Below are 22,907 nucleotides of genomic sequence, written 5' to 3' on the forward strand. Positions count from 1 at the left end.
ATCGACTCCCTACGCTGGGCCCGTGACACTGATCGCGACCCAGTCGCTCACCAAGACGTACGGAGGTCGGGTCACCGCGTTGGCCGACCTCACCGTCGCCGTCGAGCCCGGGATCATCGGCCTGGTGGGCGCGAACGGCGCCGGCAAATCCACGTTGATCAAGATTCTGCTCGGCCTGATCGCACCAACCAGCGGTCAGGTCTCGGTGCTCGGCATCGACCCGACCGCAGACCCGGCGGCTGTCCGCAACCGTGTCGGCTACATGCCGGAACACGACTGTCTCCCACCGGACCTGTCCGCCGCCGAACTGGTCACCCACCTTGGTCGCATGAGCGGCCTTCCCCGCACCGCGGCTCGTGAGCGGGCCTCGGAGGCGCTGCGGCACGTGGGGCTCTACGAGGAGCGCTATCGCCCGGTCGGTGGCTACTCGACCGGCATGAAGCAGCGCGTCAAGCTGGCCCAGGCGCTGGTGCACGACCCCGACCTGCTGTTGCTGGACGAGCCGACCAACGGCCTGGACCCGGCCGGACGCGACGCCATGCTGGCCCTGGTACACCGGATCGGCACCGAGTTCGGCATCTCCGTGCTGGTCTGTTCGCACCTGCTCGGCGAGGTGGAGCGGATCTGCGACACGCTGATCGCCATCGACGGCGGCCGGTTGCTGCGCGCCGACAACATCTCCGCGATGACCTCGGCCACTGACGTGCTCGCCGTGGAGGTCAGCGAGGGCACGGAGGAACTCGCCGCCCGACTCGCCGAACTGAAACTGCCTGTCGCCCGGGACGGGCGGCTACTCCTCGTGCCGCTCGCCGACGACGGCACCTACGACCTGATCCTCGGTGCGGTCGCCGAACTGGACCTGCCACTGCACCGACTGGACCAGCGCCGGCACCGGGTGGCCGAACTCTTCGCCACGAGGGAGCTCACTCATGCCTGAGCCGTCCACCGCCGCAGTGCGCCCCACGCCGACGGGCGTCATCCACGACATCGGCTACCAACGCTACGAGGGCCCGAGGCTCGGCCGCCGGCAGGTCTTCGGCGCGCTCTACCTGCACGGTCTGCGCACCGCGTTCGGTTTCGGGCGCAGCGCCAAGGCCAAGATCTTCCCGTGGCTGGTGGTCGGCATCGTCACCCTGGTCGCGGTGGCCCTGGCCGCGGTACGCAGCCAGATCGGCGAGCCGGTAGCCACGTACGCCCAGTTCGCCGACGCGATGAGCTGGCTGGTCATCTTCTTCGTCGCGGTCGTCGCCCCGGAACTGGTCTCCCGGGATCTGCGCAGCGGTGTGCTGCCGCTGTACTTCTCCCGGCCGCTGCCGCGCACCGACTACGCGTTGGCCAAGCTGCTGGCGCTGGTCACGGCGCTCTGGCTGCTGCTCGGCGGGCCGCAGCTGCTGATGTTCCTGGGTGCCGCGTTCACCACCAAGCAGGGCATGCGCGGGGTGTGGAACGAGCTGCTCGACCTGCTGCCCGGGCTGCTCTACGCCGGGCTGTGGGCGGTGGTCTTCGCCTCGATCGGCCTGCTGGTCGCGTCGCTGACCGGTAAGCGCGCCTTCGCCGCCGGCGGCGTGGTCGCTGTCTTCCTGATGACCACCCCGATCGTGGGCGTGCTGAGCATCCTGCCGTCGCGCGCCGCCAACGAGCTGGCCGGGCTCGCCTCACCCTCCACGCTTGTGCAGGGGGTGGGCATCTGGTCGCTGGGCGACCTGTTGGTCGAGGGCGATCCGGGCGAGATGATGATCGGCGGGTTCGGCCCGGTCTACGCCCTGGCCGCGGTGCTGCTGGTCGCCGGCGCGACCGCCCTCCTGCTGGCCCGCTACCGGAAGGTCGCCTCCTGATGAGCACGCTGAGCCTGACCGGGGTGTCCCGGTGGTACGGCAACGTGGTCGCTGTCAACGACATCAGCATGGCCCTCGGCCCGGGCGTGACCGGGCTGCTCGGCCCGAACGGCGCCGGCAAGACCACGCTGCTGCACATGATGGCCGGGTTCCTCGCTCCGTCGCGTGGCACCGTCACCCTCGACGACGAGCCGACCTGGCGCAACCCCGACGTCTACCGGCGGCTGGGGCTGGTCAGCGAGCGGGAGGCGGTGCAGGGTTTCCTCACCGCGTACGAGTTCGTGCTGGCCAGCGCGAAGCTGCACCGGCTGCCCGATCCGGCGGCGGCGGCCCGGCGGGCGATCGATCTGGTGGAGCTGGAGTCGGCGCAGGACCGCCGGATCGGCACGTACTCCAAGGGCATGCGCCAGCGCGCCCGGGTGGCCGCCGCGCTGGTGCACGACCCGCAGGTGTTGCTGCTCGACGAGCCGTTCAACGGCATGGATCCGCGTCAGCGGCTGCACATGATGCAGCTGTTGCACACCCTGGGTGATGCCGGCCGGACGATCCTGTTCAGCTCGCACATCCTGGAGGAGGTCGAACAGGTCTCCGGGACGGTGCAGGTGATGGTGGCCGGCCGCTTGGCAGCCTCTGGCGACTTCCGGACCATCCGCCGGTTGATGACCAACCGCCCGCACGTGTTCGCGGTGCGCTCCACCGACGACCGGGCGCTGGCCGTCGCGCTGATCGCCGAGGCGTCGGTCAGTGGGGTCGAACTGGACCCGACCGGCCTGACCGTGCGGGCCGGTGACTACGGCGCGTTCACCCGGGCGCTACCCCGGATCGCGCTGAACAAAGGCATTCGGGTACGCCAGCTGGTGCCGTCCGACGAGTCCCTGGAGAGCGTCTTCTCCTACCTGGTGGAGGCCTGACATGTCGACAGTTACCTGGATCACCGCGCGCGGGTTGTTCGGCCGACGTCGGTTCCTGCTGCTGCTACCGCTGCCGTTGGTGCTGCTCGGGCTGGCCGTGCTCTGCCGGTCGCTCGGGGTGGACCCGGGCCAGTGGGGCCCGCCGGTGCTTGTCGGCCTCGGGCTGGCCGTGGTGCTGCCGGTGGTCGCGCTGATCATCGGCACCGGCGTGCTGGGCGCCGAGATCGACGACGGCACCGTGGTGCACATCCTGACCAAGCCGCTGCCGCGCTGGCAGATCGTGCTGCCGAAGCTCGCGGTGGCCGCCGGGGTCACCGCGGTCACCGTGGCGGTGCCGCTCTACGTCGCGGGCGTGCTCGCCGATTCGGTACGCCTCGGACTGGCGCTGGCGGTCGCGGCGGCGCTCGGCGCGCTGGCGTACTCGGCGTTGTTCCTCGCGCTCAGCCTGGTCACCAGGCGGCCGGTGCTGCTCGGGCTGGTCTACGTGCTGATCTGGGAGGGGCTGCTGGGCAACTTCGTCAGCGGCACCAAGGTGCTCTCCATCCAGCAGTACGTGATCGCCCTCGCCGACCGGATCGCCCCCACCGGGCTGCTGGAGACCAGCGTGTCGGTGCCGGTGGCGTCGGTGATGACCGCGCTGGTCAGCGTCGGCTTCACAGTGCTCGCCATCGACCGCCTGCGTTCGTTCAGCGTGGCTGGCGAGACGAGCTGACAGCCGTGCGGGACGCTGTTCCGGCCAGCCCCCGCGCGGCGGTAGGGCTGGCCGGATGGACCGGTCGGGCCACCTCGGGCCAGGCTGGTGGGCGTGAGCGTCGAAGCGGAGCGGACGTCGTTGGCTGAGCCATACTCCCGGAGCAGCCGGCCGTGGCTGACCAGCCTGGCCGTCGCCGGGCTGGCCTGTGCCACCGTCGCCACGGCGGCTCAGGGTAGCGGTCAGTTCCACTGGTGGGCGGTGTTCATCCTGATCCCGGCCGCGTTGATCGCGGCCAGCGGTGGGCCGTTGCTCGCTCGCGGCGGCGGCCGGGCCTTCGCCGGGTACATGCTGGCCTGTGTCGGCACGATGGTCTTCGCTGTGGGCGCACTGCTGATGTTCGGCGTGATGGGGCGGGGTTGGCCGCTCATGGTGGTGCTGCCCTGCCTGGCGGTGTTCGGCACCTACGGCTGGCGCGCCGCCCACCCGCTGGCCCGGGGCCTGCACCGGGCGGTGGCGCTGCTCGCGTTGACCGGGGCGCTGCTCGGCCTGACCCTGCAACTGATCCGGGTGGAGCTGATCCACCTGGAGACGGGTTGGTGGGGCGCGTTCCTGATGCTGGCGGGGGCCATCGTGCTCGGTAACGCGGGCGAGCTGACCCGGCACCGGATGCCGTACCGGCTCCAGGCGATCACCCTGTTGGTGGGGCCCGCCGTGATCGCGTTCCTGCTCGGGCTGCGTTTCCTGCGCGGCTGGTGACCCGCCGGTCCGCCGCCGCCCGAGCGGGCGGCGGCGGACCCCGGTCAGAAGGCGCAGGCGATGACCAACTCAGGGGTACGGTCGGGAAGCAGGTCGAGTTTGCCGATCCGGCCCGCCGCCCGTAGGTCGTCGGCGACCAGCGTGAGCTGCTCCAGCAGCGCCGCCGGGCCGAGTGCCTCCGCCAACGGCACCTCCGCCTTCATCGACAGCTTCCGCTCCGACTTGGCCCGTCGCACCTGGCTCAACGCGTCACCGGCGAGCCGCAGCAGCGCCGGCTCACCCGAGCCATCGATGGTCCGGGCCACCTCGTGGGTGGTGGGCCACGGCGCCTGGTGTACCGAGCCGTACCGCCACCACGACCAGATTTCCTCGGTCACGTACGGCAGCACCGGGGCGAACAGCCGCAGCTGCACCGACAGCGCCGAGGCCAGCGCCGCCCGTGCGGAGTCCGCCGCCGCGCCGGTGCCGTAGGCCCGCTCCTTGACCAGCTCGATGTAGTCGTCGCAGAATCGCCAGAAGAACGCCTCGGTGACCTGCAGGGCCGCCGTGTGGTCGTACGAGTCGAAGGCGGTGCCCGCGGCGGTGACCACGGTGGCCAGCTCGGCGAGCATGGCCCGGTCCAGTGGGGTGGTGGCCGACAGCTCCAGGTCGCGGCGCGGCGTCAGACGCGCCGAACTGGAGTTGTCGTACGGGGCGCGCAACGCGTCCGCCGCGCCCAGCCCGAGCGCGAACTTGGACGCGTTGAGCAGTTTGGTGGCCAGTCGCCGGCCGACCTTGATCTGCGCCGGGTCGAAGGCCAGGTCCATGCCGGGCTTGCCGCTGGCCGCCCAGTAGCGCACCGCGTCCGAGCCGTGCTGCTCCAACAGGGCCAGTGGGGTGACCACGTTCCCCTTGGACTTGGCCATCTTCTTGTGGTCCGGGTCGAGGATCCAGCCCGAGAGCACTGTGTCCCGCCAGGGCAGCACCCCGTGCTCGAAGTGCGACCGGACCACGCTGTCGAAGAGCCAGGTCCGGATGATCTCCTGCCCCTGCGGGCGGAGGTCCATCGGGAAGACCCGGGCGAACAGGTCCGGGTCGGTCTCCCAGCCACCGACGATCTGCGGGGTCACCGAGGACGTGGCCCAGGTGTCCAGCACGTCCGGATCGCCGATGAAACCGCCCGGTCGGCCGCGTTGCGACTCGTCGTAACCGGGCGCCGGATCGCTGGATGGGTCGACCGGCAGCGCGGACTCGTCCGGCGTGAGAGGGTGGGACCAGTCCGGCTCGCCAGTGTCGTCGAGCCGGTACCACACCGGCACCGGCACGCCGAAGAAGCGTTGACGGCTGACCAGCCAGTCCCCGTTGAGGCCGCCCACCCAGTTGTCGTAGCGGTGTTTCATGTGCGCCGGCACCCAGTGCAACTGCTCGCCCCTGCCCAGCAGCGTGGCTCGCAGCGCCTCGTCCCGGCCGCCGTTGCGCAGATACCACTGTCGCGTCGAGACGATCTCCAGTGGCCGATCGCCGCGTTCGTAGAACTTGACCGGGTGGGTGATCGGGCGCGGCTCGCCGATCAGGTCACCGGCGTCGGCCAGCATCCCGACGATCTCCCGGCGGGCGCCGTTGACGCTCTGCCCGGCCAGCGCCGCGTACGGCTGCGCCGGCACCCCGTGCGGTGGCTCGGGGAGCAACCGACCGTCCCGGCCGATCACCACCCGGGTGTCCAGCCCCAGCTCACGCCACCAGGTCACGTCGGTCAGGTCACCGAAGGTGCAGACCATCGCGACACCGGTGCCCTTGCCGGGTTCGGCGAGGGGATGGGCGTACACCGGCACCTCGACGTCGAACAGCGGGCTGCGCACGGTGCCGCCCACCAGGTCGGCGTACCGCTCGTCGTCGGGGTGACAGACCAGCGCCACACAGGCCGGTAGCAGCTCGGGCCGGGTGGTGTCGATGAGCACCTCCCGACCGTCGGCCGCTGTGAACCGCAGCCGGTGGTAGGCGCCGGGGCGCTCCCGGTCCTCCAACTCCGCCTGGGCGACGGCGGTGGCGAAGCCGACGTCCCAGAGGGTCGGGGCCTCCGACTGGTACGCCTCGCCGCGGCGCAGGTTGCGGACGAACGCCCGTTGGCTGGTGGTCCGGGCGATCCGGCCGATGGTCGTGTACGTCAGGGACCAGTCCACCGACAGCCCGAGCCGTCGCCACAGCGCCTCGAAGGCCTGCTCGTCGGTGACAGTCAACCGTTCGCACAGCTCGATGAAGTTGCGCCGGGAGATCGGGGTGGGGTCGCGGCGGGCCGCGTCGTCGACCGGAGCCGCCGGTGGCCGCCACACCGGGTCGTACGGCAGCGCCGGATCGCAGCGCACCCCGTACACGTTCTGCGCCCGACGCTCGGTGGGCAGGCCGTTGTCGTCCCAGCCCATCGGGTAGAAGACGGCCTTGCCGCGCATCCGCTGGTACCGCGCAGTGGTGTCGGTGTGCGTGTACGAGAAGACGTGCCCCATGTGCAACTCGCCCGATACGGTCGGCGGCGGGGTGTCGATCGAGAACACGTCGCTCCGCTGCTTCGAGCGGTCGAACGTGTACGTGCCGTCCTCCTGCCAGCGGCGTGCCCAGCTCTCCTCGAGCCCGTCCAGGGTCGGACGCTCGGGAACGCTGGCGCGGGCCGTCCTCGCCGTATCGGTCATCATGCGATCGTAGGCATCTACCGGGTGCGGGGCGACGTAGTTGCTGCCGAACACACCGGCCGGCGGTCGTGGCCGCGACGGGGTGGCCCGACTAGATCAGCGAGTCACGCCACTGGCGGTGCAGGGCGGCGTACCGGCCATCTGCCTCGGCGAGCACGGCGGGTGGGCCGTCCTCGACGACTTTTCCGCCGTCGAGGACGAGCACCCGGTCAGCGGTTTCCACAGTGGAAAGCCGATGGGCGATCACCAGCGCGGTGCGGTCGCGCAGGATGGTGCCGAGTGCCCGCTGCACCAGACGTTCCGTCGGCACGTCCAGCGACGACGTCGCCTCGTCCAGGATGAGCACTGTCGGGTCGGCCAGGAACGCGCGGGCGAACGCGACCAACTGCCGCTGCCCGGCGGAGAGCCGGCCGCCGCGCCGGTGCACCTGGGTGGCGTACCCCTCGGGTAGTGCGGCGATGAAGTCGTGCGCGCCGATCGCCCGCGCGGCGGCCTGGACGGCGGCGTCGTCGGCCCCCGGGCAACCGAACCTGATGTTCTCCGCGACGGTCCCAGTGAACAGGTGGTTCTCCTGCGTCACCAGCACCACCGCGCGGCGCAGGTCGGCGTCGCGCACGTCGCGCAGGTCGACCCCGTCCAGCCGGACCGTGCCGGTGTCGGGGTCGTGGAACCGGGCGACCAGCTTCGCGATCGTCGACTTGCCCGCCCCGGTGGGGCCGATCAGCGCCACCGTCTGCCCGGCCGGCACTGTCAACTCCAGCCGGCAGAGAATCGGGGTGTCGGCCCGGTAGCCGAAGCCGACCGCGCGGAAGATCAACTCACCACGGCCGGGACCGGTCGGCAGCGGTGTGGGCCGGGCCGGTTCGGCGACGCCCGGTCGTTCGTCGAGCACCCCGGCCAGCTTCTCCAGTGCGGCGGTGGCCGACTGCAACGAGTTGTAGAACTGGCTCAGCTCCTGCATCGGCTCGAAGAATCGGCGCAGGTAGAGCAGGAACGCGGCGAGCACACCGATCTCGGTCTGCCCGCCGAGCACCCGCCAACCGCCGTAGCAGAGCACCACCGCCACTGTGACGTTGCCGATCAGCTTGATCGCGGGCGAGTACGTGGCGATCAGCCGGAACGCGTGCAGGCTGCTCCGCCGGTAGTCGTCGCCGAGCGCCACGAAGATCCGTTGGTTGCGAGGCTCCCGGCGGAACGCCTGCACCGCACGGATGCCCCGCATCGACTCGACGAAGTGCACGATGACCAGCGCGACGGCGTCCCGGGTCCGTCGGTACGCGCTGGCCGACGACCGGGCGAACCAGCGGGAGAGCCAGAACAGGAAGGGGAAGGCGAACAGCGTCACTGCCGCCAGCGGCAGGTCCAGCCAGAGCAGGATGGCGGCCACCGACAGGATGGAGAGACCGGCCAGCACCAGGCTGTCGATCCCACCGTCGACCAGCTCGGCGATCGAGTCCAGGTCACTGGTGAGCCGGGAGACCATCCGGCCGGACGTGTAGCGCTCGTGGAAGCCCACCGACAGCCGCAGGAAGTGCCCGAACACCCGCTGCCGCAGGTCGAGCAGGACGGCCTGGCCGATCCGGGCGGAGAGGGTGAGGAAGCCGCGGCGGGCCGCGTACTCGGTCACGGCGGCCACCGCGAACGCCCCGGCGACGGCGACCAGCGGGCCGGCGTCGCCGGCGCGCAACGGCGGGATGGCCCGGTCGATACCGATCATGACCAGGTACGGGCCGGCCATCGCGGCGGCGTTCTGGGCCAGCAGCAGGGCGACCGCCGCGGTGAGACGCCTCCGATGCGGGCGGAGCAGGTCGCCCAGCAGGGTGCGGCTGAGCCGGCGTAGCCGGGCCACCGCCTCCGGGCTGGTGTCCTCGGCTCGACTGCGGTCGGCCTCCGGGTCGGTGGCGGTCCCGCGCCAGCGGGTGAGCTCGGGCTCCTCCTCGGGGGGAGGTGGGTCGGCCTGCTCCGGCACCCTCACGAGCGCACCAGCCCCCACCCGTCCGAAGGGGACGAACTCGGACCGCTGGCTCCAGCCGGGGGTGGATGCCCGGCGGGCGGCTCGGCGGCGAGCAGCGCCCGGTACGCCGGAACGGTGGCCAGCAGGTCGGAGTGCCGGCCGGTCGCGGTGATCCGGCCGTCCTCCAGCAGGGCGACCCGGTCGGCCAACGCGATCGTCGACGGCCGGTGCACCACCAGCAGTGCGGTGCTGTCGCGCAGGACCCGCCGTAGCGCCGCTTCGACAAGGGCCTCGGTGTGCACGTCGAGAGCGGAGAGCGGGTCGTCCAGCACCAGCACCGCCGGTCTGCCGAGCACGGCCCGCGCCAACGCGAGCCGTTGCCGTTGCCCGCCGGAGAGGGACAACCCCTGCTCGCCCACCCGGGTCGCCAACCCCCAGGGCAGGTCGTACGCGAAGTCGGCCTGGGCCAGCGCGAGGGCCGCGCGGATCTCGTCGTCGCCGGCGTCCGGGCGACCCAGTGTGAGGTTCTCCCGTACCGACATGGAGAAGAGCGTCGGCTCCTCGAACGCCACCCCGACCAACCGGCGCAGCGAGGCCAGCCGCAGCTCGCGCAGGTCGTGCCCGTCCAGCGTGATCCGGCCGGTGGTCACGTCGTGCAGCCGGGGCACCAGGGAGAGCAACGTGCTCTTGCCGGAGCCGGTGGCGCCGACCAGGGCCAACGTCTCGCCCGGCTCGATGGTCAGATCGATCTCGCGCAGGACCCCACTGGTGGCACCCGGGTAGCTGAACGCGACCCGCTCGAAGCGCAGCCGACCGCGCACCGCGCCGCGTGACAGCGCGACCGCGTCGGGAGAGTCGACGATCTGCGGTGGAGTGTCCAGCACTTCCTGGATCCGGTCGGCGGCGGTGGCCGCCTCCTGACCGTTGGCGATGATCCAACCCAGCGACTGCACCGGCCAGATGAGCATCAGTTGGAGGCTGACGAACGCGACCAGTTCACCGATGGTGAGCGTGCCCTGCGCGGCGGCGGCCGCCCCTGCCGCGAGCACCACGCCCAGTGTCACGTTGGGCACCAGGTCGAGCAGCGCCGAGGTGTTCGCCAGCAGCCGCCCCTTGCCGACGCCGGTGTCGTGCAGGCGCCGGGCCGCACCGGCGAAGCGAGCGGCCAGTTCGGGCCCCCGCCCGTACGCCTTCATGGTGCGCAGGCCCTGCGCGGTCTCCTCGACCAGCGTCGCCACGTCGCCCTGCTGATCCTGCATCCGGCGGGACGCGGCGTGGTAGTGCCTGCCGAAGCGGCGGCTGATCAGCAGCAGCGGCACCGCGCTGGCCGCGACCAGCACCCCGAGCGCCGGATGCAGGTTGATCAGCAGCGCCACCACGACCACGTACGTGGTCAGGTTGAGCACCAGGAAGAACACGCCGAAGGAGAGGAACCGGCGGATCACCGACAGGTCGCTGGTGATCCGGGAGAGCAACTGGCCGGACTGCCAGCGGTCGTGGAAGCCGGTCGGCAGCCGTTGCAGGTGGGCGTAGACGTCGGCGCGCAGTGCCGCCTCCATGCCCACCGCCGAGGACGACTGCACCCACCGGCGGATGAAGATGAGCACCGCCTCGACCACGCCGAGCAGCAGCGCCAAGCCACCGAGCTGGAGTAGCCCGGCCGGTTCGTGTCGGGCCACCGGCCCGTCCACTACCCGCTGCACGACCAGTGGCACGGCGATCCCGGCCGCGGTGCCGGCGAGGCCCGCGACGAGCAGCCAGGCGAACTCGGCGGCGTACGGGCGCAGGTAGGGGCGCAGCCGCCAGAGGTTGTGCACGGGGTGGGTGCCCGCGGCGGCCCGGGCGGCCGGGTCGCCGTCGCTCTCCACAGGCACTACCAGACGGTAGCGTCAATGAGTGTCGATGCTCCTGTCAGCTTGTTGTCAAGCGTCGCTCATGACCGAGAAGCCACTTCTTCACGTCCAGCCCCCAGCGGTAGCCACCGAGCGTGCCGTCGGTGCGAAGAACCCGGTGGCAGGGCACGAAGAGAGCCGCCGCGTTCCGGGCGCAGGCTGCCGCTGCGGCTCGGACCGCCGGTGGTCGACCGGCCAGCGCGGCGTACCCGGTGTAGGTGACCGGGGTGCCCGGCGGCACCTCGCGCAGCACCTGCCAGGCGTGTGCCATGAACTCCCCACCGGTGCGTTGACGGACCGGCACGGTGTCGATGGCGGCGAGGTCACCGTCCAGGTAGGAGTGGACCGCCGCGCTGACCGGGCCGAGGTCTGCCCGCTCCCGTAGCGGTGCCCGCAGGGCCGGGTGGACCAGGGGCAGCAGCGCCGCCGGGTCCGGTGTGAAGCCGGCCGCCCGTACGTCACCGTCGGGGCCGGCGAGGATGCTCAGTGGGCCGGCCGGTGTGCTCAGTACGGTGCTGTCGATGTTCATGCCGCTCTCCAGAGTCTGATCGTGGCGTAGGACCGCCAGGGCCGCCAGCGCTCGGCGTACCTGTCGAGGGTTGGTGGGGTGTCGGGCAGGCCGAGCGCGGCAGCGCCGCGTCGGACCGCGAGGTCGGAGCTGAGCAGGATGTCGGGGTCGCCGAAGGCGCGCATGGCCAGGTAGTTGGCGGTCCACGGGCCGATGCCGGGCAGCGCGAGCAGCCGCCGAACGGCTTCCTCCCGATCCACTCCAGCGGCGAGGTCGACAGACCCGTCCACAACGGCGCGAGCCAACCCCCGCAGAGCCTCCCGCCGCCCCACCGGCATCCCGAACCCCGAGTCCGGCAGCCCCAAAAGTTCCTCCGCCCCCAAGAACCCCCGCAGCCCACCCGGCGCCTCACCCGGTGACCCACCCCGTTGATCATGAAGTTGTTGTCCCGACACGCCGTCGTCAGTGGCAACAACTTCATGATCAACCTGGGCGTGGGCGTGGGCGGTGAGGAGGCGGGTGAGGGTTGTTCTTGCGGACGTGACCGAGACCTGTTGGCCGATGATGGCGCGGACGGCCTGCTCGAAGCCGTCGACAGCGCGGGGGACGCGGATGCCGGGTTCGGCGGCGACCGCCGGGGCCAGCGCCGGATCGGTGGCCAACGTGGCGTCGATGGCCGCCGGGTCCGCGTCCAGGTCGAGCAACCGGCGGCAGCGGGCCACCGCCGGTGCCAGGTCGCGCAGGTCGGCGAGGCGCAACGTCGCCGCCACGTGCCCGTCCACCGGGGTCAGGGCCACCTGGCCGGTGCCGTGCGGCAACCGCAGACCCCTGTGGTACGTCCCGTCGCGGACCGCCTCCACGCCGGGCAACGCCCGCACCGCGAGGAAGTCCAGCAGCGCCCGGGCGTGCAGCGGCGGGCGGTACGCCAGCCGGAGCGCGATGGTCCCCGCCCCGGTCGGCGCCTGCTGGCGACCACGGGCCGTGCGCAGGTCGGACGGGGCGCTCGCGTACACCTCGCGAAGCGTGTCGTTGAACTGCCGCACGCTGCCGAAGCCGGCGGCGAACGCGATCTCGGCCATCGCCAGGTCGGTCGTCTCGATAAGAATCCGGGCGGTCTGGGCGCGTTGGGCCCGGGCCAGCGCGAGCGGCCCGGCACCCATCTCGGCGCTCAGCATCCGGTGCAGGTGCCGCTCGGTGTAGCCCAGCCGGGAGGCCAACCCCGGTACGCCGTCCCGGTCGACCACCCCGTCGGCGATGAGCCGCATCGCCCGACCGGCCACGTCCGCGCGGACGTCCCAGAGCGGTGAGCCGGGCGCGGCGTCCGGCCGGCAGCGGCGGCAGGCACGCAGCCCGGCGCCCTGTGCGGCGGCGGCGGACGGAAAGAACCGGACGTTCTGCCGCTTCGGTGTGATCGCCGGGCAGGACGGCCGGCAGTAGATCCCGGTGGACGTCACACCGGTGTAGAACCAGCCGTCGAACCGCTGGTCACGGCTGTCCACGGCCCGGTAACACCGCTCGAAGTCCATCTCCATGTCACCGATGATGCCCCGCTCGACCGGTCGTCGGCTGGCGGGAATCGGACCTGGGTGTGCGTGGGCGCGGGATCGGCTCCGGCGTCAGCGGCGGCGTCGGTGCGGCTGACCGGACCGGCCGGCGCGGGAGCCCTGACCGGTTCGGTCGACCTGGCCGGCGCCGTTGGACCGGTTGCCCTGACCGGCGCGGTTGGCCTGGCCGGTCAGCAGGGCCGATCGGAACACCCCGTCCGGGTCGTACCGCTTCCACAGCCGCCGGACCCGCGCTCCGGTCTCGCCCGGGTAGATCCGGGCGAACGCGGCCGGGTCCGGCCGGCTCTCGAAGTTGACGTACGCGCCGTCGGCGCGTGCCCCGGCGGCCCGCCAGGCGGCGTTCAAGGCGGCGTCGGCCTGCGGCGGAAACACCGAGGCCACGATCAGCGTGTCCTGGTGACGATGCGGGTACGCGGTCGCGTCGGAGGCGACGTCGTTGACCGCCCCACCCAACGAGCGGAGCTGGATCACCGCCCGCCCCGGCCCGGTCACCGCTCGCGTCACGGCCCGCGCCCCGGCGTCGTCCAGCGCGGTGAACAGACCGTTCGTGGTCGTGCCGCGCTGCTGCCCGACGTTGGGGTTGAGGTGCGCTGTCGGCACCAGCGTCGGGTAGGGCAGCAGGTCGGTCCGGTGTTCGAGCACCTTGCCGATGGCGAGCAGCGGTTCCACCGCCGGTCGGGCCCGGCGCAGGCTCTCGGCGGCGACCACCGCGGTGATGGACATGAGGACCGATCGACCCTCCGCGTACACCACGGCGGCCGCTGACAACTCCCGTGGCGCCTGCGCGAGGTAGCTCGTCCACTCCCGGACGGTGCGGCCGTCCGGATGCGCCTCGACGACCAGTTGCGCGACACCGACGTTGCGCTGCTCGGCCGCCTCGATCTCGAAGGCCACCACGATGCCCGTGCCAGCCCCGGCCCCGCGGACCAGCCAGAACAGCTCCGGCTCGTGGTCGGCGTCCGCGCGTACCAGCGTCCCGTCCGCCAGCACCACCTCGACGGCGCGGACCCGGTCGATGGTGAGGCCGTGGGCGCGGACCAGCCAGCCGACACCACCGCCGGTGGCCAGGCCGCCGACGCCGACACCGCCGTAGTCACCCGAGCTGATCATCAGCCCGTACGGGGCCAGCGCCTTCGCCACGTTCGCCCAGCGCGCACCGGCCTCGACCCGGACCAGCCCGGCCCGCTCGTCGATCACCTGAACCCGGTTGAGCATGGACAGGTCGATGACCACCCCGCCGTTGTTGGAGGAGGCTCCGGAGAGCCCGTGCCCGCCGCTGCGGACCGCGATGGGCAGCCGCTGCTCCCGCGCGTAGCGCAGCGCGTCGACCACCTGCGCGGTGGTCTTCGGCAGCAGGACCGCTGCCGGAGACGCCGACCTGGTGTACGTCGAGCGCAGTTGCGCGTACCGGCGGTCGCCGGGGGTGACGATCTGCCCCCGCAGGGAGTCGGGCACCCGGGCCATGGCGGTGCTCATCGGTGCCCCCGCAGCTCGCGCCTCGGGTGTCCGGGATCGGTCATGGCCCAAGAATGAGCGGGCATGTCGGCCTCGACAAATCCGGTGGACCGGTGCCCGCTGGCCACTGCGACGCGCGGCGCTCGCCGGTACGGGGGAGCGCCGCGCGAAGGTGACCGGAATCTCCTGGGTTGACCGCTCAGGCCGGGGCGGTTCTGCTCAACGCGCCGGGCTCGGCACGACAGTCGGCCGGCCCGGCACACCGCCCGGGGCGGGCGGAGTCGACGGGGTTGGCGTGACAGTCGGCCGGTCCGGAACACCGGGCGGGCCCGACGGGCTCGGCTTGACAGTCGGTTGGCCCGGTACGCCGGGCGGACCCGGCGTGATCGACGGGTCCCCGGGCGCGCCCCCGGGGCTCGGCTCCACGGTCGGCACCGTGGTCGGCGCGGACGGGGTGGGCACGGGTGGGCTGGGTACGGCCGCCGGGCCAGCCGGGCTGGGCACGGCCGGGGGAGGCTCGTCCGAGCCGGTCGCGGCCAGGGCGATCGGGGTGGCGATCAGGATCGCCGCCAGGGTGCTCACCGCCCCCACCGTCACAGTGGCGCGACGTCTGTTGCGCACCAGCCGTTCCGCTCGGCTCAACTGGTCATGCACGATCGGTGCCTCCTCGGCCAGGTCGGTGAGGGTGGAGCGGATGAGGTGCTCGAAGGGTTCGGTCATCGCCGTACCTCCAGCCTGTCGACGTCCGGCAGCAGGTCACGCAGTCGCTTCACCGCTCGATGGGTACGGCTGCGTACGGTCCCCACCGAGCAGCCCAGCAACTCGGCCACCCGGGCTTCGGGCAGGTCCTCGTAGTAGCGGAGGACCACCACCGCCCGCTGTGTCGGTGGCAGGTGACGCAGCGCGGCCCGCATCGCCAACCGCACGTCGGTGCCGCCGCTCGGGTCGCCGCCGACCGGTTCGTCGCCCGGATTGAGCGGTGTCTCCCGCCACCGGCGGAGTCGCCGCCACCAGCTGATCTGCTCGCGGTACATCACCACCCGCAGATAGCCCTCGGGATCGGCGTGCCGAATGGTTCCCCACTTCGGGATGGTCCGCGCCAACGCCGACTGGAACAGGTCCTCGGCGGCGTTGCGATCCCCGGTCAGCAGGTACGCGACCCGCATCAGCGCCGGAGTCCGGCTGCCGACGAACTCGGCCAGCCGTGCGCGCTCGTCCTCGTCCACCCACCACCCCCGTTTCGTTGTCACAGATACAGACGTCCCAGGTCATCGTCGCTATCCACGATCGGTGGGGTTTTTCGGCCCGAAAGTGTCGGTCGTGCCGGGTAGCGTCCGGCCACCAACTGAAGAAGGGGTGCGGTGGATGACGAGCGTGGCGGGTTGGGCGGCGGCGTCGACACCGGGTGCGTTCCCGCCGCTGCCCCGTGCGGTGGCGCAGTCCTTCTACCGCCGGATGCGGGCCGTCGCGCCGGCGGCCGTGGGCGCCATCGAACGGGACCGGGCGGGCGACCCCGAGCAGAGCTTTCCCGACACGGCCTGCGGCCGGTTGGCCGGCTCCCTGGACGACGCGGGCCTGCGGGCGCTCGGGATGTGGACGCACCACTGGTGCATGCGCTTCTACGACGACGACACGAGTGTTGGCCGGCGGTTGATCCGTGAGATCGCCGCGCGGCCGGGGCTGGGCTGGACGGCCGACGAGGTGCGTTGGATGCTGCGCGAGTCGGTCTCGGTCGGGCCAGCCGCCGCCGACCGGTTCACCCTGCCCCGCGCCGCCGCCGGGCAACTGCCCCCGGCCGACCGTCGGGCCCTGGGCCATTGGCCCGAGGTAGAGGTGCCCCGCCAACGGCGGCCCGACCCGTCGAGTTGATCATGACGTTGGCCGGGCCCGACCGCCACCAGCGAGTGGCGGTCGGGCCCCGCACCGAGCGGGCGGAAGACCGGCTGCGGCAGGATGGACGCCGCACCGCAGTCGACGGAAGGACGCTCCGATGCCCGCCAGCGCACCGACCATCATCGCCACCAGCATGGGCTTCTTTCGGGGCAACCGCGGGCCCTACGACCTGCGTCCCAGCCCGGTCTTCGAGCTGGCGGCCGAGTTGGCCGAGGCCGGTCCGCAGCCGCGGGTCTGCTACCTCGGGCAGGCCGTCGGCGACCAGCCCACCTCGTTGACCGCCGTCTACGGCGCGTTCGCCGACACCCGCTTCCGGCTGTCACACCTCGCCCTGTTCCCGATGCCGAACGTCGAGGACGTCCGCGCCCACCTGCTCGCCCAGGACGTCATCTGGGTCGACGGTGGCAGCGTGGCCAACCTGGTCGCGGTGTGGCGGGTGCACGGGCTCGACGAGATCCTGCACGAGTGCTGGCAGGCCGGCGTGGTGCTGGCCGGCGTCTCCGCCGGCTCGATCTGCTGGCATGTCGGCGGTGCCACCGACAGCTTCGGCCCCCGGCTGCGCGGCTTCACCGAGGGCCTGGCCTGGCTGCCGTACGGCAACGGGGTGCACTACGACAGCGAGGGCCAGCGCCGCCCGCTCATGCACGAGCTGGTCGGTGACGGCACGCTCCCCACCAGCCACTGCACCGACGACGGCGTCGGCCTGGTCTACCGGGGCACCCAGCTCGTCGAGGCAATCGCGGACCGCGACGGCGTCTCGGCGTACGAGGTCAGCCGCGGCGCGGACGGCAGCGTCCGCGAGGCGGTCATCGCCCCCCGCCGGCTCGGCTGAGCGTCACGCCTCCTCGACCGGCTGTCGGCGGCGCAGCACCGCGTCGAAGACCTGGGCCAGCTCGGCGGCGTCCTCCCCGGCGTGGTGCGTGTGCGGCATGTCGTGCAGGCCCACCTCGTTCTTGATCGAGCCCTGGCGGGTTCCGGCCCACTCGCTGCCGGTCAACCCCATCCAGTAGCTGCGGAGATCGACACCGGAGCCGGTCGCACCGAACGGGCTGCGCCCGACGAAGCGGACGAAGTACCAGTGCACGAACATGCCGTCCCAGACGGCCGGGGCGGCCAGGAAGACCGGACGGCCGACCCGGCGGAGCCCGTCGACCCAGGCCGCCGCGGCGGACATCGCCTCCTGCGCGGTGGGCGCCTCCCGCAGCAGCCGGTCCCGGTCCAGGCCGGAGACGGCCAGCGCCGCGGGGACGAACTCGTCGGAGATGGGACGCAACTCGGTGTAGAAGGTGAGGTCCGGGCGGCCGGCCACGGCCATGCCCAGCGAGATCATGCTGTACGGCCCGGGGATCGGCCCGTCCGCCTCCACGTCGACGGCGATGTACAGCTCGGGCAACGTCGAGGTCATCTCACCTCCAGCAGCGGAACATCGAACCGGGAGATTAGCAACGCCTGACAGGACCCGGTGGGAGCGACGATCGACAAGCGGCGAGGCGCCGAATCGGAGCCGCGTGGACCGGCCCGGCCGGGACCGGCGTAAGCTGGCCCGTCGTGAGTCTCACCATCGGCATCGTCGGCCTGCCCAACGTCGGCAAGAGCACGCTTTTCAACGCGTTGACCAAGAACGACGTGCTGGCGGCGAACTACCCGTTCGCCACCATCGAGCCCAACGTCGGCGTGGTCGGGCTGCCCGACGAGCGGCTGGGCAAGCTGGCCGAGATCTTCTCCTCGCAGAAGGTGCTGCCGGCGCCGGTGTCGTTCGTCGACATCGCCGGCCTGGTCCGCGGCGCGTCGAAGGGGCAGGGCCGGGGCAACGCCTTCCTGGCCAACATCCGGGACGCCTCGGCGATCTGCCAGGTGGTCAGGGCCTTCTCCGACCCGAACGTGGTGCACGTCGACGGCAAGATCTCCCCGGCCGACGACATCGAGACGATCAACACCGAGCTGATCCTCGCCGACCTGCAGACCCTGGACAAGGCGCTGCCCCGGTTGGAGAAGGAGGCCAAGCTCCGCAAGGACCGGGCCGCCGCTGTCGCCGCCGCGAAGGCCGCGATCGAGGTGCTCGACGGCGGCACCACCCTCTACTCCGGGGCCGCCGCCGCCAAGATCGAGCTGGAGCACCTGCGCGAGCTGCACCTGCTCACCACCAAGCCCTTCCTGTACGTCTTCAACGTCGACGAGGCCGAGCTGGCCAACGAGACGTTCCTCGACGAACTGCGCGCCCTGGTCGCCCCCGCAGAGGCGATCTTCATGGACGCCAAGATCGAATCCGAGCTGGTGGACCTGCCCGAGGACGAGGCCCGCGAGCTGCTGGAGTCGATCGGGCAGAACGAGCCCGGCCTCAACCAACTCGTCCGGGTCGGTTTCCGCACCCTCGGCCTCCAGACGTACCTCACGGCCGGCCCCAAGGAAGCGCGCGCCTGGACCGTCCCGGTCGGCGCCACCGCGCCGGAGGCCGCGGGTGTCATCCACAGCGACTTCCAGCGCGGCTTCATCAAGGCCGAGGTGGTTTCGTACCACGACCTGGTCGAGCACGGTTCGATGGCGTCGGCCAAGGCGGCGGGCAAGGTCCGCATCGAGGGCAAGGAGTACGTCATGCAGGACGGCGACGTGGTGGAGTTCCGCTTCAACGTCTGAATCGGGCCTGTTCCCGCAGGTCAGGCGGTTGGACCCTCGCTCTGGGGCACACCGGGGGCACAACCCCACGCGTCATCGACGGCGCGGCGGGTGCGTTCTTCCGAGTCCGGCATCAGGTGGCCGTATGCCGACAGGACCAAGGTCGCATTCTCGTGCCCCAGCCGCTCGGCGACCACGATGACCGACACGCCCTGCATCAGCAGTACAGAGGCGTAGTGGTGCCGTAGGTAGTGACTCGTGGTGCCCTTCGGTAGCCCGGCCCGCTCGACGGCCGAGAAAATCAGGGAGCCGTAGTAGTCGCGCCGGTATGGGCCGGCGAAGCGGGTGGTGAAGATGGTGCCGCCGGCAGCCGGCGGAAACTGCGCCGTGTGCTCGCGGATGGCGGTCGCCACGACCTGGGGGAGCGGGATGGTTCGGCGCGAGCGGCGGGTCTTCGGCTCAGTGCGGCGTGTCTAGTCCCACCATATGCTTGACGAATCCGTCCCAACACATGCACGACAGCCGGCCTTGGTTGCTCAGTCGTTCTGGTTGCAGTCGGTGACGGTGCGTCGGTAGCCGGTCGTGGTCGTACGTCCGTCTCTGCGGAGACTGATGCGGCATCGCCGCTGGTCGGGCGGGAGACTGTGCGGTATGGAAGCCGCCTGGTCCACCTCATCGCCTTCGGTAGAGTCCTCCCCCGCGTGGGTCGAGTCGATGGGTGGTCCTTTGCTCGCGGTACCGGTTGCGGTGTTGAACGAGTGGGGTGGCTGCACGGCCGCCGGGACGATCGCGGGTACCGGGGACGCCCTGGATGACTACGACCGCGCCTGCGAGGTTGCTGGCCTGGCAGGTGTGATCGCTATCGGTAACAGCGGCCAGCAGGGACTTGTCTTGGCGGACGAACCCGCCAGAACCTGCTATCTGCCGGAGTGGCGGACGTTCGTCCGTTGGCTCGGGGCCGACTCCGAGGCTGAGCTGATCAACGTCGCGAAGTCCATCCTCGACGACCCTGCCGTCGAGTGGGCGCAATGTGGCATCTGGGAGACGGACGGACCGGCGGTGCTTATAGATTCCGTCACCCCTGGAACCGAGCTGACGGTTGCGTACCCCGGTGAAGAGACGGTGCCCGAGCAAGCCCCTATTCCGACACCGGCTGGCCGGTGGGCCGTCCGCGCCGTTCACACCTGGGCGAATGAGGAAACCGCGGTAGGCCTGGTTCAACTCTTGCCCTTACCGCAGAGCTGATCGATTGAGCTGATCCGCCGCGATGCGCGCCTTGTCAGGGACCGTGAAGGCCTCCGCGACGCGTCTTGAGACCATGTCAGGCATCAGGCGGGACGCGAGTGTCAAGCATCTCCCGGGACACGACAGCCGGACTGCCGGCGATGTTGTGCAAAGTTCCTGTACGTCTTCAAGGCGGCCCGAGACGGGCCGCACGCGCCGCCGCCTGGGAGCGCCCTGGGAGCGCGTCTGACCCCTCCCTTAGCCGGTCGGGGCCAGCCACGCGCAGGTGCATCGTGTTCCGCCGCTTGTGCACGAGTTCATCGACGACTGCCTGGGCTGGCACGCCATGGACCCGTCCAGGCGTCGTTGTCCTCAAAGGTCTTGAACGGCAGCCACAGCATGACCAGCCCGACCGCGAGGCCGAGCACGTAGACGGGGTAGCGGACGCGCCACCAGCTCCGCAAGATCTGCACGGCGGCCATGGTCGCAGTCAATGTCGACAAGCGGCGGTAGGTTGACCGGATGACGGAACAGCTGCTCCGGTCGTCGTTTGGCGCGGCGGCGACCGCGTACGCCGAGCACCGCCCGGATTACGCGCAGGCAGCGGTGCGGTGGGCCTTGGAGCCCGCCCCAGGCCTACGCGTGCTCGACCTGGGCGCTGGCACCGGCAAGCTGTCCGCGACGCTCGTGGCGGTGGGCGCGGACGTCGTGGCGGTCGAGCCCGACCCGGCGATGCTCGCCGAGCTACGCCGTGCGGTGCCGGCCGTCGGTGCCCTGCCGGGTAGCGCCGAGGCCATTCCGTTGCCGGACGGGTCCGTCGATGCCGTGCTCGCTGGCAACGCCCTGCACTGGTTCGACATGGCCGTCGCCGGGGCGGAGATCGCCAGAGTCCTCGCGCCCGGCGGTGTCCTGGCTAGTCTGTGGAACATTCTGGACGACCGGGTCGGCTGGGTTGCCGGGCTCGAACGGGTCAGCGGGAGTGCGGCCATCGGCCCGCGTGACACGCTGAGCAGTTGGCGAGCGGCGACGGCGGACATGCTCGTTCCGAGGACCGGCCTGGTCGCCCGGTTCGGGTCGGCGGAGCAGGTCGAGTTCCCGCACGGTCAGCGGCGTACCGCCGACTCGCTCGTCGCGACGCTCGCGACGCGGGCCGGGATGCTGGTCATGCCGGAAGAGGAGCGAGAGGATGCCCTCGGTCGGATCCGCTCTTTCCTCGGGAGCCGACCCGAAACGGCACACGGCGAGTTCACGCTGCCGATGCTGACCGGCGTGCTGCGCGCCCGCCGGAGCTGAGGGTCCGCGACCCGGTGAACCGACATCGGGGCGGGGCATTGAAAGCTTTGTTGGCAGGTGCCGAGGTGGCGCTCGTGGGCCTGTTCTCGGCGAAGGACAGGGAGTTCGACAGCAAGCTCAATCTGCTGGCCAGCGTGGTGGAAGCCCACGGTGGCCAGGTCGTGAGCCGGCACGTGCAGCGGCGGGGTGTCTCTTCCGGCGGCGCGGACAAGATGGGCGACCCGTTCTCGCGGCGAACGTTGCTCAGCCCCGGCAGGGCCCGCGAAATCGCCGAGGCCTGCTGGCAGCGCGGGGTCGGCGTCGCGGTGTTCGCGAACCCCTTGACCGACCACCAGCGGGCCGTCCTTACGGATATGTTCGGCTGTCCCGTCCTGACTGGCGAGGACCTCCGATAGGTCAGGGACGGACGGCCTTCTCGCCATGGACGGTTGCGTACTCCGCGGCGAGCCAGGGCCCGAGGTCGTCGATGAGTTCGTGAAGCACATCCGGAACCGGCGAAGGCGCGCGGCCGATAGCGGCAGCTCTCCGCATCTGCCCGGCGCGTTCCGGATAGTAAAGCCCGAACGCCTCAGCGGACTCGGTGAGGTCGCTCGTCCAGCCTCCCCACCGAGGCATGATCAGCGTGAATCCCGTCCTGACGATGCGCCGGGCGACGAGCCGGCTGAGGGCCTTACGTTGCTGGTCGGTGTTTGCTTCGGCTGCGTGGCGGCGCCACTCCGGAAGCGCAAGGGACAGGTCACCGTTCGTCTCGCGGGCGAGTAGGGGAGTGGGCCGGTAGCGGGGGAGCTGGTCGGCGAGGTCGTCACCCAGCAGCGGAGTGCACAGGCAGGCGACGAAGAAGCCGAGGTCGTGCCGCTCAAGCTCGCTGAGCAGCGTACGGGCACTGAACAGCAGGACGCCCACGCCGTCGATCTGCGGAGAGGATCGATCGAGGTCTTGCTCGATCCTGGTGGCAGCCGCCCGGTCGGCCTCGGTTGGCTCGGTGCGCAGGGCGAGCAGCAGGTCGAGATCGGAGACGCCGAGGACAGCGGTGCCACGCGGGATGCTGCCGTAGAGGTAGGCGCTGTGCAGCAGAGCACCGTCGAACGACTCGGCTATCCGAGCGCGTGCCGCGTCGACAACACCGGCGAACGCGGCCGGGACCCGACTCAGCGCACCCTCGCGCGCAATCCAGCCCTCGGCGTCCAGCCCTCTCCCGGCCATGGGGACACTCTGCCGGGAGTTGGCGACGACGATCACCCCCGCCCGGGCGACCTCGGCGTCCTACTGCTCGGCCCAGGCGCCCAACTCGTTGCCGCTGGGGTCGGTGAAGTGGAACCGCCGGCCACCGGGGAACTCGTACGGTCCGTTCACCACCTGGCCGCCGGCCTCCTTGACGGCCTGCACCGATCGGTCCAGGTCGCTGGAGTAGAGCAGCACGAGCGGGCCACCCGCCCGAACCTCCCTGTCCACACGAAGACCGCCGACCTCGGGCGCGGCGTCGCCGTGTGGGCTGCGGATGCCGGCGTACTCCGGCCCGTAGTCGTTGAACTGCCAGCCGAAGGCGTCGGCGTAGAACCGCTTGGCCACGGCGAGGTTGGTCACCGTGAGCTCGACGTAGTCGATGGCGTGGTGTCGGTGGGTCGATGGCTCAGACATGCGGCGATCCTGC

The 22,907-nt window shown here is 71.4% G+C and carries 23 protein-coding genes and 1 pseudogene; 11 read left to right on the top strand and 13 right to left on the bottom strand.

Translation table 11 applies throughout. The features are described 5' to 3' along the window. Positions 1 to 22: 22 nt before the first annotated feature. The 5 genes from OG992_RS25265 (at position 23) to OG992_RS25285 (ending at position 4,196) form a co-directional block, all read left to right on the top strand. Entirely contained in the window at positions 23 to 937 is a 915-nt protein-coding gene (locus OG992_RS25265) for an ABC transporter ATP-binding protein (RefSeq protein WP_091406315.1), read from the top strand. Further along, positions 930 to 1,835: an ABC transporter permease gene (locus OG992_RS25270; protein WP_238687740.1), complete on the top strand. Its 906-nt coding sequence runs from the start codon at positions 930 to 932 to the stop codon at positions 1,833 to 1,835. Before OG992_RS25265 ends, OG992_RS25270 begins: the two co-directional genes overlap by 8 nt. Beyond that, positions 1,835 to 2,746 (top strand): ABC transporter ATP-binding protein, encoded by a 912-nt coding sequence (locus tag OG992_RS25275; RefSeq protein ID WP_091406310.1) that lies wholly within the window; start codon positions 1,835 to 1,837, stop codon positions 2,744 to 2,746. Before OG992_RS25270 ends, OG992_RS25275 begins: the two co-directional genes overlap by 1 nt. Before the next feature lies 1 nt (position 2,747). Beyond that, on the top strand, positions 2,748 to 3,458 hold the full coding sequence (locus tag OG992_RS25280) for an ABC transporter permease subunit (protein ID WP_112583758.1): 711 nt from the start codon (positions 2,748 to 2,750) through the stop codon (positions 3,456 to 3,458). A 93-nt stretch (positions 3,459 to 3,551) separates the two neighbouring features. Continuing rightward, positions 3,552 to 4,196 (top strand): hypothetical protein, encoded by a 645-nt coding sequence (locus OG992_RS25285; RefSeq protein ID WP_238687738.1) that lies wholly within the window; start codon positions 3,552 to 3,554, stop codon positions 4,194 to 4,196. Between the two features lie 44 nt (positions 4,197 to 4,240). On the opposite strand, the gene valS is transcribed toward OG992_RS25285, so the two are convergent. From valS to OG992_RS25325, 8 genes are all read right to left on the bottom strand, one after another. Further along, positions 4,241 to 6,859, bottom strand: a complete 2,619-nt coding sequence (gene valS / locus OG992_RS25290; RefSeq protein WP_266304449.1) for a valine--tRNA ligase — start codon at positions 6,857 to 6,859, stop codon at positions 4,241 to 4,243. A 91-nt stretch (positions 6,860 to 6,950) separates the two neighbouring features. Next, positions 6,951 to 8,834: an ABC transporter ATP-binding protein gene (locus OG992_RS25295; protein ID WP_266304450.1), complete on the bottom strand. Its 1,884-nt coding sequence runs from the start codon at positions 8,832 to 8,834 to the stop codon at positions 6,951 to 6,953. After that, positions 8,831 to 10,687 (bottom strand): ABC transporter ATP-binding protein, encoded by a 1,857-nt coding sequence (locus OG992_RS25300; protein WP_266304451.1) that lies wholly within the window; start codon positions 10,685 to 10,687, stop codon positions 8,831 to 8,833. Before OG992_RS25300 ends, OG992_RS25295 begins: the two co-directional genes overlap by 4 nt. Before the next feature lie 37 nt (positions 10,688 to 10,724). Next, complete coding sequence (locus tag OG992_RS25305) at positions 10,725 to 11,234, bottom strand: methylated-DNA--[protein]-cysteine S-methyltransferase (protein WP_238687734.1); 510 nt, start codon at positions 11,232 to 11,234, stop codon at positions 10,725 to 10,727. After that, complete coding sequence (locus tag OG992_RS25310; protein WP_266304452.1) at positions 11,231 to 12,745, bottom strand: DNA-3-methyladenine glycosylase 2 family protein; 1,515 nt, start codon at positions 12,743 to 12,745, stop codon at positions 11,231 to 11,233. Before OG992_RS25310 ends, OG992_RS25305 begins: the two co-directional genes overlap by 4 nt. Before the next feature lie 84 nt (positions 12,746 to 12,829). Then, the gene (locus OG992_RS25315; protein WP_266304453.1) at positions 12,830 to 14,254 is read right to left on the bottom strand and encodes an FAD-binding oxidoreductase; all 1,425 of its coding nucleotides are present in this window, start codon (positions 14,252 to 14,254) and stop codon (positions 12,830 to 12,832) included. A gap of 198 nt (positions 14,255 to 14,452) precedes the next feature. Next, positions 14,453 to 14,953, bottom strand: coding sequence for a hypothetical protein (locus tag OG992_RS25320; RefSeq protein WP_266304454.1), 501 nt, complete (start codon positions 14,951 to 14,953; stop codon positions 14,453 to 14,455). Next, positions 14,950 to 15,459: a SigE family RNA polymerase sigma factor gene (locus tag OG992_RS25325; RefSeq protein WP_238687730.1), complete on the bottom strand. Its 510-nt coding sequence runs from the start codon at positions 15,457 to 15,459 to the stop codon at positions 14,950 to 14,952. Before OG992_RS25325 ends, OG992_RS25320 begins: the two co-directional genes overlap by 4 nt. A gap of 139 nt (positions 15,460 to 15,598) precedes the next feature. Here OG992_RS25325 and OG992_RS25330 point away from each other — a divergent pair, with 139 nt between their 5' ends. Then, positions 15,599 to 16,102: a hypothetical protein gene (locus OG992_RS25330; RefSeq protein WP_238687729.1), complete on the top strand. Its 504-nt coding sequence runs from the start codon at positions 15,599 to 15,601 to the stop codon at positions 16,100 to 16,102. A 121-nt stretch (positions 16,103 to 16,223) separates the two neighbouring features. Beyond that, on the top strand, positions 16,224 to 16,958 hold the full coding sequence (locus OG992_RS25335; protein WP_238687728.1) for a peptidase E: 735 nt from the start codon (positions 16,224 to 16,226) through the stop codon (positions 16,956 to 16,958). Positions 16,959 to 16,961: 3 nt separating this feature from the next. Here OG992_RS25335 and OG992_RS25340 read toward each other — a convergent pair whose 3' ends face one another. Continuing rightward, entirely contained in the window at positions 16,962 to 17,531 is a 570-nt protein-coding gene (locus OG992_RS25340) for an exonuclease (RefSeq protein WP_238687727.1), read from the bottom strand. Between the two features lie 143 nt (positions 17,532 to 17,674). Here OG992_RS25340 and ychF point away from each other — a divergent pair, with 143 nt between their 5' ends. Next, positions 17,675 to 18,760 carry a redox-regulated ATPase YchF gene (gene ychF, locus OG992_RS25345; protein ID WP_238687726.1) on the top strand — a complete coding sequence of 362 codons (1,086 nt, stop codon included), beginning with the start codon at positions 17,675 to 17,677 and terminating at the stop codon, positions 18,758 to 18,760. 20 nt (positions 18,761 to 18,780) lie between these two features. On the opposite strand, the pseudogene OG992_RS25350 reads toward ychF, so the two are convergent. Further along, positions 18,781 to 19,182 (bottom strand): annotated as a pseudogene (locus tag OG992_RS25350) (tyrosine-type recombinase/integrase); the annotation flags it as partial. Between the two features lie 208 nt (positions 19,183 to 19,390). On the opposite strand from OG992_RS25350, the gene OG992_RS25355 reads away from it, so the two are divergent. Next, positions 19,391 to 19,984 carry an Imm21 family immunity protein gene (locus tag OG992_RS25355; RefSeq protein ID WP_238687724.1) on the top strand — a complete coding sequence of 198 codons (594 nt, stop codon included), beginning with the start codon at positions 19,391 to 19,393 and terminating at the stop codon, positions 19,982 to 19,984. A gap of 296 nt (positions 19,985 to 20,280) precedes the next feature. On the opposite strand, the gene OG992_RS25360 is transcribed toward OG992_RS25355, so the two are convergent. Continuing rightward, on the bottom strand, positions 20,281 to 20,436 hold the full coding sequence (locus OG992_RS25360; RefSeq protein ID WP_266304455.1) for a hypothetical protein: 156 nt from the start codon (positions 20,434 to 20,436) through the stop codon (positions 20,281 to 20,283). A 49-nt stretch (positions 20,437 to 20,485) separates the two neighbouring features. On the opposite strand from OG992_RS25360, the gene OG992_RS25365 reads away from it, so the two are divergent. Together OG992_RS25365 and OG992_RS25370 are read left to right on the top strand one after the other, a co-directional pair. After that, the gene (locus tag OG992_RS25365; RefSeq protein WP_266304456.1) at positions 20,486 to 21,256 is read left to right on the top strand and encodes a class I SAM-dependent methyltransferase; all 771 of its coding nucleotides are present in this window, start codon (positions 20,486 to 20,488) and stop codon (positions 21,254 to 21,256) included. A gap of 65 nt (positions 21,257 to 21,321) precedes the next feature. Then, the gene (locus OG992_RS25370) at positions 21,322 to 21,651 is read left to right on the top strand and encodes a hypothetical protein (protein ID WP_266304457.1); all 330 of its coding nucleotides are present in this window, start codon (positions 21,322 to 21,324) and stop codon (positions 21,649 to 21,651) included. Between the two features lies 1 nt (position 21,652). On the opposite strand, the gene OG992_RS25375 is transcribed toward OG992_RS25370, so the two are convergent. Next, complete coding sequence (locus OG992_RS25375; protein WP_266304458.1) at positions 21,653 to 22,459, bottom strand: nucleotidyltransferase domain-containing protein; 807 nt, start codon at positions 22,457 to 22,459, stop codon at positions 21,653 to 21,655. A 60-nt stretch (positions 22,460 to 22,519) separates the two neighbouring features. After that, positions 22,520 to 22,894: a VOC family protein gene (locus OG992_RS25380; protein WP_266304459.1), complete on the bottom strand. Its 375-nt coding sequence runs from the start codon at positions 22,892 to 22,894 to the stop codon at positions 22,520 to 22,522. Positions 22,895 to 22,907 lie beyond the last annotated feature (13 nt).

The sequence above is a fragment of the Micromonospora sp. NBC_00362 genome, assembly GCF_026342155.1.
GTDB classification, from domain to species: Bacteria; Actinomycetota; Actinomycetes; order Mycobacteriales; family Micromonosporaceae; genus Micromonospora; species Micromonospora hortensis.

Excerpts from the sequence above, each read along its gene's own strand:
- OG992_RS25275 (WP_091406310.1), top strand. The coding sequence starts at position 1,835 with ATGAGCACGCTGAGCCTGACCGGGGTGTCCCGGTGGTACGGCAACGTG.
- OG992_RS25340 (WP_238687727.1), bottom strand. The coding sequence starts at position 17,531 with ATGACCTCGACGTTGCCCGAGCTGTACATCGCCGTCGACGTGGAGGCG.
- OG992_RS25320 (WP_266304454.1), bottom strand. The coding sequence starts at position 14,953 with ATGACCGAACCCTTCGAGCACCTCATCCGCTCCACCCTCACCGACCTG.
- OG992_RS25305 (WP_238687734.1), bottom strand. The coding sequence starts at position 11,234 with ATGAACATCGACAGCACCGTACTGAGCACACCGGCCGGCCCACTGAGC.
- OG992_RS25330 (WP_238687729.1), top strand. The coding sequence starts at position 15,599 with ATGACGAGCGTGGCGGGTTGGGCGGCGGCGTCGACACCGGGTGCGTTC.
- OG992_RS25375 (WP_266304458.1), bottom strand. The coding sequence starts at position 22,459 with ATGGCCGGGAGAGGGCTGGACGCCGAGGGCTGGATTGCGCGCGAGGGT.
- OG992_RS25380 (WP_266304459.1), bottom strand. The coding sequence starts at position 22,894 with ATGTCTGAGCCATCGACCCACCGACACCACGCCATCGACTACGTCGAG.
- OG992_RS25280 (WP_112583758.1), top strand. The coding sequence starts at position 2,748 with ATGTCGACAGTTACCTGGATCACCGCGCGCGGGTTGTTCGGCCGACGT.
- OG992_RS25315 (WP_266304453.1), bottom strand. The coding sequence starts at position 14,254 with ATGAGCACCGCCATGGCCCGGGTGCCCGACTCCCTGCGGGGGCAGATC.
- OG992_RS25335 (WP_238687728.1), top strand. The coding sequence starts at position 16,224 with ATGCCCGCCAGCGCACCGACCATCATCGCCACCAGCATGGGCTTCTTT.
- valS (WP_266304449.1), bottom strand. The coding sequence starts at position 6,859 with ATGACCGATACGGCGAGGACGGCCCGCGCCAGCGTTCCCGAGCGTCCG.
- OG992_RS25355 (WP_238687724.1), top strand. The coding sequence starts at position 19,391 with ATGGAAGCCGCCTGGTCCACCTCATCGCCTTCGGTAGAGTCCTCCCCC.
- OG992_RS25310 (WP_266304452.1), bottom strand. The coding sequence starts at position 12,745 with ATGGAGATGGACTTCGAGCGGTGTTACCGGGCCGTGGACAGCCGTGAC.
- OG992_RS25270 (WP_238687740.1), top strand. The coding sequence starts at position 930 with ATGCCTGAGCCGTCCACCGCCGCAGTGCGCCCCACGCCGACGGGCGTC.
- OG992_RS25365 (WP_266304456.1), top strand. The coding sequence starts at position 20,486 with ATGACGGAACAGCTGCTCCGGTCGTCGTTTGGCGCGGCGGCGACCGCG.